Here is a 12,253-nt window from a genome sequence, read left to right on the forward strand (position 1 = left end):
TAATTTAACCACATTGTATGCATCCCTTATAAGATTCCTTAACCATCGTACGCTAATGAATTGGTCCTGCTAGAACATCAAACAGAGAGTGAACCACCGGTCTTACAAAGTCGGATACTGCATCATATGCACTGGCCGGAATAACATTAGTAATGTTCCTCTCGTTAAGTAAATGCTGGCAGAGTTTCTGTGTTTGTTCATCAAGTTTACCGGTAGATGCTAAATAGCGGGAGAAACTCGAAATCTCACTTTCAGTCGGGTTTGATGCTAAACACATTCTAATCAGATCGACAAAATCTCCGTCACTCCCGAGTCGAGATTTGAGGGCAAAGTTAATCCTATCCTGAAAATCCCACAACGAATGACTGGAACGATTTATCATTTTTCTAACAAGAACTTCTAACTCACTGCTATCAAAGCGCGATGCAGCTAGAATAATAGACGGAGCATAATTTTCCGATGTGTTCGCTTCGCTTAGAATCTGTTCGACGACTTTATCCAGACATGCATTTTGCGGATCATAGACTGCCATTGCCACAACACCATGTCGGAAATTACTATCCTTTAGCACCTTCTGAAGCTTATTTGATAACTCCACATCACCGCCGAATTGCTCGCTTAAAATATAAGATGCTTCAAAATAGCTTTGATAGGCTGATAATGAGCCACGGCTCCGTTGATCCTCAAAGTTAGTGACACCTAATAAGCAATGCTGTAAGAGCAAATCACTTTTTGGAAGTTCTTTGGCAAGTGCTTTCAACTCTTGCATTTCTAGGCATCTCGTAGTGCTTGCACAGTTTTCAATAAATCTGTTTCGTAATGAAGGACTAACGGAAATATATGGAGATACCTTGGCCCAGAAATTAGTGTCTGAATCCAAATGATTTAATCTGGAAATGAGTTGCCCATCAAAGTTTTTATCAAGCTCTTCCCAGTGCTCAACCACCAGCCTAAGCAGAGCTTGAGAAGTTCGATCATAACCTCCTAAGGAAATATTTAAAGGCTTATTATTCCATTCAAGAGGCACGAATTGTTTTGTAGCACCATAAGTTATCAACCCCGCAAAAGCTGCAGCTCGGCGTTCTTGATTATCATGCCCTACTGCATTTGCATCTAGAAGTAATTCATTTATCACTTTTTCACGTTCATTATCAGTAGGATATAGTGCCTGATAATTTTTTATAGCACCTTGAACTTTTAGTGGACCATCAACTTCATTATCATATCTTCCTAGAATTTCCTTCGCTGTATCATTTCGATCAAACTCATTTGATGCAGCATCAATGATTTGCTGCCGCATAGTTGCTGTTAGTGAACCAACTTGTTCAGCAATTTTGCTCAGGATATTTTGGTCATCGCGATATACAGAGGCTATTAAAGCAAGAGGTGGATTGCGTTTGGCGAGCTTAGACAAAGCATAATCTTTTATTAAAGGCTCATCAGGGCTTAGTGTAATCAGGCCATTCGAGCCAGAGAATCCACTCTCTGTTTCAGAAAGCACTTTATCTAGTAACACACCAACAATGCTTTTGTCTGCGATGATGTTCAACTGGGCGAATGCGGAGATCAGAAGATCGTTTCTGACTTTTATATTGTCTTTTATTATAGTCTGAAGTTCCTCAATACATTCTTCAGGGCCAAGCATTTTAGGGTACAGGCTAACTAAATGTTGCTTTCGTTCATTAGGCCATTTAAGAACCTCTTGAACTAGCTCGCTTACCTCTGGATCACCAGTCGTCCAACTGTTTAGCAATGGTGCTAAGCACCAGAAACTCGTAAAATCTTTGGAATTCCTCACTTTATCGAGAAGATGCTGTTTGATGCGAGGATCTTTGATTTTACTGTAGACAGATTGCAATAAATATTCATAGTGATCCATCTTACCCGATATCAAAGTGAGAATAATTTTCTCACGAACTTCTTTGTTAACTTCAGCAAATTTTAACAACCATTCCCAATGCATTCCAAACATCATGATGAATGGATAATCTGACTCGAACTCCCGTAAAATCCAATCAAAGAAAACAGGATTGTTAATATCACTATTTATCAAATAATTAATGGCGACTGCCTCTTCAATTTGGTCGTCATCAGCAACAGTTTTATTTAAAACATCAAGACATTTATTTATGATATAAGCATTATTCTTCCATCCCTGCACAAAGCACTCACTAAGCAAATCTCTCAGTTTGTAATTTACTCCGCTATGCCTACTCGCAAATCTGAGCAGAGTTTCCAGATCTGTATCTAAGTGAAGGCCTAGTTGTACCTTGCACCAAATACTGCTTAACTGAATTGCTTTGTCCTTTGAAGCTAAAGCACTGTTTATAAAATCTACTAATAAGGGATTATTCGACCAACCGACTGTCAGTGTCTCTAAAGTTATGCCAACAACAAGCAAATCCGAATCACCTCGAAGTAAAGATATCAACCATCTTTCAACTCCAGGATCTCCTTTGTACACAATCGCGAGAGTGCGAGCAGCAGCACGAGAGTTAAGAACATTATCATCCTTCATACCATGCTTTAAAATATTGAGCAGTATTTCTGAACGAGACCAATTCGATAACGCTCTATAAAAGTCCTGTAAGTATTCTGCACTTCTAATTCCCCAGCGACTGATATTATCGGACGTCTTATTTCTGAGGGTAGGATTATAAACCCCTTCCAGAGCCGCAGCTAAGTGTGCATTTCGTTCACCAATCCAGCCAGCACCGGCAATTATTTCAAAACTACGTTCAGCAAGTTTACTGGCTGTCGGTTTATTTATTTCAGCGCCACTAAACACCACATCCGCTAGAAGTAAACGCCTCTGCAGAGCTCCAACAGCGTCAGTTTCTGGCTCGTCAATAACTCTAACAATTTGTTCGGCTTCGGACCTTCTATTATTTCTAGCAATCAAATCTCCGAATACACTTCTCCAACGATGGTTGCTCGCATTTGTTCGCACAAACTCTAAAATACGCTCTAACGGCCAGCCATGAATATGAACCGAAGCCAAATATTCTTCCAGACTTGCATGCACAAACCCTATCTCTTCGCGTCCTTTCTCTACAAGTAACCCCATCGTCTCTGAATTAACGGCGAGAATTTCGTTAGCTACTTCAGCTGCTTCCCTAGGGGTGTAGCAGAACCCCTCCGGATCAGTGAGAAAAGACTTTATACATTTCCGGGCTGATTGGATGGGATATCCTGCATCAGCCCCTTTGGTGCGGATCTCATAAGCAAGCGCCGCCAGCGCTTCACGGCGAACATCAGTTGACGCTGCTGAAGAAAATCGAGGGACCACATCGCCAGCTGCAGTTGCCCTGCTAGAAGGATGAAGTTCTAACAAAAGCTCCGTTAATTGGCTCAGAGCTTGTACTTTATTTATTGGCAAAACTAGCTGACGGACAGCTAGTGCAATCAGCCCTAATAACAAAAGCGGCGTTTCCGCTAATGTTGCCAACCCCCTTCCTTTATTCAGCTCTTGAAAAAATCGATTTGTCTGCCAGAGCACAGAATCTTCATGAGCAGCCAGATCATTGTGTCGACCAACATTTCGCGAGAACCAAATGGTTGCTATTTCTCTTTGCTGCATTTTCGATAAAGGAGCTAATTGACCCACTACCCAATCGTCAGGGATACCTCCGATTTTCGCAAGTCCACCAGGGCGAGCACTAACAACAACTGGAATACTATGTGCAGATACTATAGTCAACATTGTCTGCAAAGTGGTTCGCGCCGCCTGTTCATTAGCCCACTCGTCAAGCCCATCAACAAACAGTACCACACGTGACTCATCAATAGCTTGATCTATCAAAGTTACCAAATCTGTAGTTAGCTGCTGCTGCCATGTCGCTCGAAGTAAATCTTTAATGCCTACCGCTTCTGCACTGGCCTCAGTAAGCCGTACCCATTTGGCAAATGAGATAAATAAAGGTAAGTGACGGCCCCATTTTTTGGCAACGTCAGTAAACCGCTGCTGTTGACCCAGTAGATCAAGCGCCAGGCACCTGAGTACGGTGCTTTTGCCAGTCCCAGCATGACCAATTACTGCAATTTGATCAGATTCAGCTAGCCAGTTTAAGATCGAGGTTCGGCGATACTGCTCAGTTTGGCGACTTTCTTCATTTTTAATCTGTGAGAGTATTTCGGCCCGTTGAGGTTCATGCGTAGATGCACTTAACCCAATTTCTTGTTTTTTCGTTAGATGATTTACTACGCTTTCTTTCAGCAAAACATCTGGAGCAGAAAAACGCTTTAACAGAGAAATAGGCTCATGACGCTGATCGGAAAATGGTGTTGGCGCGTTTACGGGCATTTTATCAAGAAGTTCAAATCCAGCTTGATAAACTCGTTGCAACTGCGCTCTAACCTTTTGGAACTCGGCTCCATCCAATTTTAGAAGAAGGTCTTTACTTACCGTATCCCCAAAAAACTGTTGCGCACATTCTCGTCCAAAAAATTCTAAAACAATGTCAGGATGACTGCGCAAGACAGTGCATAAATCATGGCCTCCAAGTACCCTTAGAACTAGGCCTTGGGCCCTAAAAACCTTTGCTTGCTCTTCAATTTCATTCTGTAAGTGGACATCATCTACAGGACATTGCACTACAATGAAAAACTCGTCTGTTTTATGTACCCACTCCCCTAATAGAAAAGTCGAGCAAGCTTTTTTCAGGTCAGTTTCGGAGTACTTTTTATAACACTTCGCTTGCCAAGTGTTGTACCTGCTGTTGCGCTTTCTAGCAAAAATATCTATTCCCTGTTGAGCTTGCCCGGATCTGCCATACAAACTATGGAATTCAACATCAGCATCTTTGCCAGCTATTCGATAACACAGTTTTTCAAAGTTCTCCCAGCGCAACTCATGGAAAGGCAATGACTGCAAAACTGTTTGAACCGGGACGAAAGGTGGTACATGATTTACTGGCGAAGTAATCGCTGTTTCTATCGTATTTACCGAATCCATAATTGGGTGTAGCTCCTGTTACAACGATTCATCATTCGAGTAGTCCAAGGGGGCAATGCCATTTTGTGATAATACAATAGCGAATTTGAATCGCCTCTGCTATTACAAACATATTTGGCAACATTTGGAGCAATTACAGGGTTGAATTATGAACGCCCGCTATAGTGGTTAAAAGCCGTCTTTCTGGCGCAACATATGTTAACACCTGCTACCGCACTGCGATATTTTGGGGCCCACTATTACTGTGGATACGCAGATCTTTAGCGTGTCAAACCGTACCAAACTGGCACCGGGTAAAAACGTTGATGAAGTCGAGCAAAAGCTGCTAAAAGTGGTCCCAAGCGAGTTTAAACTCGACGTACATCACTGGCTGATACTGCACGGCCGCTATACCTGCGTGGCACGTAAGCCCAAATGCGGCTCTTGTATTATTGAAGATCTGTGCGAGTTTAAAGACAAAACTGAATAGCCTGTCAACTTAGCGCCTTAAACAGGCGCTAAGTGCAGATAATAGCTAATGGTTGCGCCAGCGAAGCACCAACGCCGCTAATGCCACAATAATCATACCGGCAACCAAACCGGTAATACCGTCAACCAGCAACGATGTGATCACTGCAAAAGCCGGAGCCGCCTGTTGCACCATCAACGACAGATGATGAAGCACATCAATGTTGTGCGACAGTATACCGCCGCCAACCAAAAACATGGCAATGGTGCCGATAACCCCAAGCGCTTTCATTAATATAGGCGCCGCGATTAACAACCCGCGTCCCAAAGCACGTTGCAGATTATTCCACTTACCGCTGACTGCTTTTCTAAGCATATATAAGCCGGCGTCATCCATTTTTACGATTGCCGCCACCAGGCCATAAACCCCGATGGTAATAGCAATACAAACTACGCTTAACACACCCAGTTGCGTAATTAAATCAGCCGCTTTTACGCTACCAAGTACTATCACCACTATTTCTGCGGAAAGAATAAAGTCAGTTCGGATAGCGCCTTTTATTTTCTTTTTCTCTAATGCCACTATATCAACGCTGTCATCTGCCAACGCCTTTAGCCTGGCTTGCCGCTCAGCTGGCGGCGCGTGCAGAAAAAAGCGATGTACAACTTTCTCTGCGCCCTCATAACACAGATATAAACCGCCCAGAATAAGTAACAGTGTAATGAGCACCGGTATAAAAGCACTGATTAACAATGCGGCAGGAATTAAAATGAGTTTATTGACAAAGGAGCCTTTTGCTACCGCCCAAACCACCGGAATTTCCCGTTCTGGTTTAACACCCGTTACCTGATCAGCATTGAGTGCCAGATCATCACCCAGCACACCTGCTGTTTTCTTCACTGCGACCTTCGACAACACAGCAACATCATCAAGCAAGGTGGCGATATCATCAATAAGGGCCAGTAGATTAGCTGCAGCCACAAACCATCCTTTCGTTATTTATAAAAATCTCAGCATACTGGTGTCAGATAAATTTGTACATGCCGTGCATGCACTGTTGCAATTCCGCGCCTGCAACCCGGTTATCTTGTTTAAGCATGTCATATGTTAAGCGACAGAAAACGGCCTGATATGGTAACATCTGCCGCTGTACTGCCAATGCTGGCCAGGCAACAAAGCTATTAAGGCCGGCATTTTGGTATCTAATTGCTTTGCAAGTCCCGCAACAAAACTGACGAGGAGCACGTTATGAGAATGCTGCACACTATGCTGCGCGTAGGTGATCTGGACAAATCTATTGCTTTTTACACTGAAGTGCTGGGTATGAAACTACTGCGTCAGTCTGAAAACACTGAATACAAATATACGCTAGCTTTCGTAGGTTACGGCGACGAGAGCGAGAATACTGTACTGGAGCTGACGTACAACTGGGGCACCGACAGCTACGACTTAGGTAATGCTTTTGGCCATATTGCACTGGAAGTTGAAAACGTTTACGACGCTTGCGATAAGATACGTGCCAAAGGTGGTGTAATAAGCCGTGAACCTGGCCCGGTAAAAGGCGGTACTACAGAAATAGCCTTTGTGCGTGATCCTGATAACTATGCGATAGAGCTGATCCAGAAAAAAGACCGTTACGACACATTGTAATGTTAAATGAGCCTGCATATGCACTACAGCAGGCTCAGCTTTTATCGCTGCCTTTCAGCAAAACGTCAGCGCTTTACCGCAGCAGCAAATTGTTCTAAACGGCTAATCAGCGCATCGCTGTACACAGGCTGATATAAGCTACGCATAGTGCCATCAAGATAACTCTGCTCCAATGCCTGTTGCCAGCTGGCAATGCGCTCATCTTCAACATCTGTGCTAAATGCGAGGTATCGCTTACGTTTTGTTAAAACTTTAAGCTCTACCAGTTCGTAGCCCGCAGCCGCAACCCTTTGACGAAACTCGGGCAGTGCATACTCGGTAACTGCAATCAGATCGATCCGCTCAAACAGTAACATGTCCAGACAATCACCCGATTTGCTGGTAAGCAGCAAGTTCTTACCATCTTTAAAGCCAAGCTCGGCCAGGTTCTGCGCTGTTATCGAGTTGACATAGTTACAGGCGATATATTTTCCGGGTAACGCCCAGTCTGCAGGATCGTCACCTATCCTATGCTTTAAACCATACAACGAAATGTTGTACAGCATTACCGGACCAACCCACTTAAACCAGGCTTCACGTTCTGGCGTGCGCACTGTTTCAAACAGCATGATGCTATTGCCAGTACGTGCAATGTTAAGGGCCCGCCCCCAGGGCATCAGTTCAATATCGGCCGGCTCATTTAACCGTTTCTGCAACAACCTTACCAGCTCAACGGTTACGCCTGTCACCCTGCCAGTATCATCCACATATTCCGCTGGCGGATTGTGTTCTGTCAAAATACGCAGTGGTTCAACTGATTTTGCAGCTACCTGCAAACTGAACAAGACGACACCTAACACCAACCATTTTTGCAGCACAGGTGGCATAACTGCATTACCCATATAAAAAACTGTTCTTCATCCCAAGGTTAATAACATGGTAAAACAGAGAATAAAACAACAGTTTATATCTATGTTCAATCTAATGTAATTATCACTTTTTCATTAAGTGACATCGCCAGGTTGTTGTCATAATACGCCGCTTCGTTGATAAAGGTCGGGTACACCGTCACGTCGCCGTCATAATAAATTTCTGTACCGTCAAACAATGTGAAAATAGGATCGCCGGGATTGATCGGCTGATAGTCGTTATCCTGCACATTCTTATGCACCATGCCAATACGCTCGCCCTTGTCATTCATCGGCAGCTTAAGACTGTGCAAATAGCGAAAGGCTTCGGTTTGTTTAGGCAGCTCAGGTAATTTGTCGTTGTTGTATAACTCAACAAAATCGAGAATATGGCCGGTCATGGTATCCATCAGCTCCAGTACATCCTGACGTAGCACTGATTGAGGCTGCGGGCCAACCTCCACCAATACACCGTAACGGCCAAGGGTGCACATCAATGCATGGTCTTGCGCAGCGAAATGATCTTCATCACGCGAAATTATTGCTTCCGGCATCACCATTTTAACGTAAGCCGCAAGCTGGTTATAAAACGGCCCGGCCTGAGTCAGAATTAAACAAGCGCCCATATTGCTGGTGGTGTTATGTAAATCAATTAACAGATCAGTTCTGGCATTACCCTTGGGGCCCAGCTGAGCATTTAGCACCTTCGCCCTGCTTTGCTCGTAGTTGCTAAGTTCTGGGTTCGCCAGATCGGTATTTTTAAACTGTCGGTTCAGATCACTGTGTAAATAACGCTTATTAGCATAATGCGCTTCGGGGTTTGCCCACACCAGCTCAGTACTAAAGCTGGGGCGAGTTACCTGCTCTGGTTTGGCCTGATACTGTCTGACCAAATAAATACCGGAGAATTCGTTACCGTGTACACCGCCGACAATGGCGACTTGTTTAATGTGATCCATAAATACGCTCGTCAATGCTGTAATACAGGCTTAGCCTAATGCAAGAGCGATATTATGACCAGAACAGAAAGGAAAAAGAATAGATTAAGAATTTAAATTCTTTAAATATGAATATAAATTCAAATTACGCAGCTGGTTGTGCCAAATCCATTGCGCTATCAGAAATACGCACTAACTCATTATGCAATATTTGTTGTGCCTGGCAGGTGCATTTACCACACTGACTACCCACACCGGTACACATTTTCAGTTCACGCATCGTTGATACCCCTTCAGCCACTTTCTGCTTAATGGTTTTATCAGTCACTGCTTTACATAAACATACGTACATCTGGGCACCTCTGGGCTAAGACAAAGGCATTTTAATATTATTAAGAACTATTATCAATAGTATTTGCGCGCCAGCCAAACGAAAATACGCCAGCAGCTAGCCGGCGTATTGAGCGTTAAACATTGCCCCTGGGCTTAGCGGAATAACACCTTTTCCTGCTGGAACCAATGCACACAAAAGCCAATCGCAGCGGCGGCCAGCAGCAGTGTTGAGCCAAAAATCAGGGCTAACATCATATAATCGGCCGTGCCCTTTATCAGCTCTTTTATCGCCAGCGCCACATTCATTACCGGTACTAAAGCCGTTTTCGCATTTAGCTCAACACCCGGCATCATAGCAGCCACTAAGGGTACAAAGATCAACACTGATAACGGACTGATATAGTTTTGTGCCTCTTTGAAGGTTCTGGCATAAATAGATATTGCCAGCAGCAGTGCAGCAAAAACCGCGGATATTGGCAATAACAGCGAGAAAATCAGGATAAGCTCTGTGATAGCTATAGCTGACATCGCCTCTTGCACCACAGCCATACCGGCGAAAGAGCCGATAATAGCGCCCCAGATGCCAAAGCTGCCCACCGTAATCATCGCGCCCACAAGACCGGTCGTCAGCACAGTTAAAAATTTCCCCAGCACGATGCTGATGCGGCTGATTGGGCATATTAATAATGTCTCAAGTGTACCCCGTTCTTTCTCACCAGCTCCCATGTCAATGGCGGGATAAGAAGCGCCGAGCAGGCAAAGCGGCACCAGAATATAGGCAATCACTGCACCAAATTTTTCACCGATATTTTCACGTTTATCTGCGGTATCTACTTTTTTCGCATCCACTGGCTTGATAATGGCCGCCAGCTTTTGTGGGTCGACATTCAGCTGATTAAGTGTCTCGCGTTGCAGCTGTTCATTGTAGGTTGCCAGCATGTCGGTAAAGTAGCGATACATAAAATCAAATTGTGATGACTGGTTATAAATAATCTGCCATTGCACCTGCTCCACGGCCTGACGTTTTACTGAAAAATCTGCCGGGATAATAATTGCCACATCAAACTCATCATTACGAATAGCCGCTACAAGATCAGCTTCTGCGGTTTTCTCTGTTTGCACCTGTTTAAAGTTTTTATGGTAGAACATGGCATCACGAAACTCAGGCGCTTGTTCAGCATTGACAATCACGTAACGGTGCTCTTCCTGCATCGCTTTACTGGTGGTACTCGATAACACCAGCCCCATCACGCCAAAAATAACCGGAAAGATAAAAATCGGCAGCAAAATAACAAAAATCAGTGTCTTCCTGTCCCGCATCAGCTCAGTCAGCTCTTTAAAATAGACCTGCCACATTTATGCCACTCCTTGCTGTTGTGTACCGGCACTGCCCTGCAATACCGACAAAAATGCTTCACGTAAATCGCCCTCAGCCGATAGGGCTTTAAACTGGGTAATGTCACCGGAAAAAGCACTGACGCCCTTATCAATTACCACAACGCGGTCGCATAGCGTTGCTACTTCATCTAAATGGTGGGTAGAAAAAATAACCGGCGTACCGGCAGCTTTTAAGCTCTTAATAAAATCCAGTACTGTCTGTACGGTCATAATATCAAGCCCCGTTGTGGGTTCATCCAGAATAACGACCTTAGGGCTATGTACCACTGCACGTGCTATAGCGGTTTTCTGTTTCATACCGGTAGACATGTTATCAGCACGGCGGTTAGCAAAATCGTGCATATTCAGCAACGTAAATAACTCATCGATACGCTGCTTTAATGCCTTTTCATCCATACCATGTAAACGGCCGAAATAGGCAACGTTTTCATACGCTGTCAGCTTGCCGTACAGGCCCGTATCTGCCGACAAAAAGCCGATCTGCTGCCGGGCTTTTACCGGTTGTTTTAACACATCAACACCATTTAGCAGCACAGTACCACTGTCAGGCTTTAACGCCGTGGATAGCATGCGTAGGGTAGTTGTTTTACCGGCACCGTTTGGGCCAAGTAACCCCAATACTTCGCCACTGCCGCAGTTAAAACTGACCTTTCTTACTGAGTGAAACGCCTCTTTGCTGTATCGCACATCCTGCTTTTCAGTGTCAGATAGCTTGTTGTTTTTCCCAAGCGCAAACGCTTTTGCTAATTCCTGAATATCTATCATGCAACCATCCTGATTGTTGTACCGCTAACGCTGTCGCTGCGGTCGGAAATAGTCTGTGTTGTCGTAAAACCCGGGGTTATTATTTTCGTCGTGCCAACCGGGTACACCCAGCACAGGCAAAGGTGTTAGCTGTTGATTATCAAGAAGTACTGCGCCGTTAGCAATTTGTTCATGTAGTTTACGGTCAAGAAAACTGTAAGCAGCTGTTAAAGGCCATTGGCTAAACCCAACCGGCACCTCCACAAATAGCGTTTTTGCCGTTAAACCAATAAAAGGCGCTGTGGCCATTTCATAAATAGCATGGCCAAAAATGACCGGCCTCAGTTGTTGCCACCATTCAGCGCGCTGCTGCACGAAGCTATGCTGCCATTGATGGGCTCGCAGCCAGTCCAGATGATGTTGTGCAGCCGGCTCAACACAGAGTATTAGGCCGCACTCATCGAACAACGTCAGCTTGTTGCGCAGCTTACTGCGCTGTTTCTGTCCATGCAGATTAATTTCAGCGATGTGCAAACGGTTAAGTAGCTTTTTGGTATGAGGGAATAAACACCAAATCATCGCGCCAAATAAATCGTGCCAGTTTTCACCGCGCGTCGGGATCTGGGCTGTGGCATAAATAAACTCTTCATAGTATCTGCCATCCTGCTCCAGCACTGCATTGTCAACAAAGCTGAATGTCTTATCACTGCGACAGTTATTTAGTGCAGACACTGAAGGCCAGTCGCTGAATCGGCCTGGATCAAAGCGCTGGCACAGATCTGAGAATATCGGGTGAGCAGTCAGTATATGGCTCTGCCATTCTGCCGGTGCTGAGAAACGGTTTTTACCTGGGATTCTTTGCATAACATCAAATTCTGTTGCCGTAGCTGAAATTAGCCAC

General features: G+C 44.5%; 9 protein-coding genes and 1 pseudogene. 2 read left to right on the plus strand and 8 right to left on the minus strand.

From position 1 onward, the window contains the following. Positions 1-52 precede the first annotated feature (52 nt). Positions 53-4,954, minus strand: coding sequence for an NACHT domain-containing protein (locus LHL18_RS02375; RefSeq protein ID WP_226765612.1), 4,902 nt, complete (start codon positions 4,952-4,954; stop codon positions 53-55). A 232-nt stretch (positions 4,955-5,186) separates the two neighbouring features. Between LHL18_RS02375 and LHL18_RS02380 the strand changes: the two are divergent. Next, positions 5,187-5,423, plus strand: a pseudogene (locus LHL18_RS02380) (endonuclease III); the annotation flags it as partial. 45 nt (positions 5,424-5,468) lie between these two features. Here LHL18_RS02380 and LHL18_RS02385 read toward each other — a convergent pair. Then, positions 5,469-6,383, minus strand: coding sequence for a DUF808 domain-containing protein (locus tag LHL18_RS02385; RefSeq protein ID WP_134054362.1), 915 nt, complete (start codon positions 6,381-6,383; stop codon positions 5,469-5,471). A 267-nt stretch (positions 6,384-6,650) separates the two neighbouring features. Here LHL18_RS02385 and gloA point away from each other — a divergent pair, with 267 nt between their 5' ends. Then, complete coding sequence (gloA, locus tag LHL18_RS02390; RefSeq protein ID WP_134054360.1) at positions 6,651-7,052, plus strand: lactoylglutathione lyase; 402 nt, start codon at positions 6,651-6,653, stop codon at positions 7,050-7,052. 65 nt (positions 7,053-7,117) lie between these two features. Here the strand turns inward: gloA and LHL18_RS02395 are convergent, their stop codons facing one another. From LHL18_RS02395 to LHL18_RS02420, 6 genes are all read right to left on the minus strand, one after another. Beyond that, a complete protein-coding gene (locus LHL18_RS02395) occupies positions 7,118-7,933 on the minus strand; it encodes a substrate-binding periplasmic protein (RefSeq protein WP_226765613.1) in 816 nt (271 codons plus the stop codon). Positions 7,934-8,007: 74 nt separating this feature from the next. Then, a complete protein-coding gene (locus LHL18_RS02400; RefSeq protein ID WP_226765614.1) occupies positions 8,008-8,898 on the minus strand; it encodes an aspartoacylase in 891 nt (296 codons plus the stop codon). Between the two features lie 124 nt (positions 8,899-9,022). Then, entirely contained in the window at positions 9,023-9,229 is a 207-nt protein-coding gene (locus LHL18_RS02405) for a bacterioferritin-associated ferredoxin (RefSeq protein ID WP_134054353.1), read from the minus strand. Positions 9,230-9,363: 134 nt separating this feature from the next. Then, on the minus strand, positions 9,364-10,566 hold the full coding sequence (locus LHL18_RS02410) for an ABC transporter permease (RefSeq protein WP_226765615.1): 1,203 nt from the start codon (positions 10,564-10,566) through the stop codon (positions 9,364-9,366). Continuing rightward, the gene (locus LHL18_RS02415) at positions 10,567-11,373 is read right to left on the minus strand and encodes an ABC transporter ATP-binding protein (RefSeq protein WP_226765616.1); all 807 of its coding nucleotides are present in this window, start codon (positions 11,371-11,373) and stop codon (positions 10,567-10,569) included. Positions 11,374-11,397: 24 nt separating this feature from the next. Beyond that, complete coding sequence (locus tag LHL18_RS02420) at positions 11,398-12,216, minus strand: DUF3025 domain-containing protein (RefSeq protein ID WP_226765617.1); 819 nt, start codon at positions 12,214-12,216, stop codon at positions 11,398-11,400. Positions 12,217-12,253: the final 37 nt, after the last annotated feature.

Origin of the sequence: Rheinheimera aquimaris (assembly GCF_020531985.1) — a bacterium.
Taxonomy (GTDB): Bacteria; Pseudomonadota; Gammaproteobacteria; order Enterobacterales; family Alteromonadaceae; genus Alishewanella; species Alishewanella aquimaris.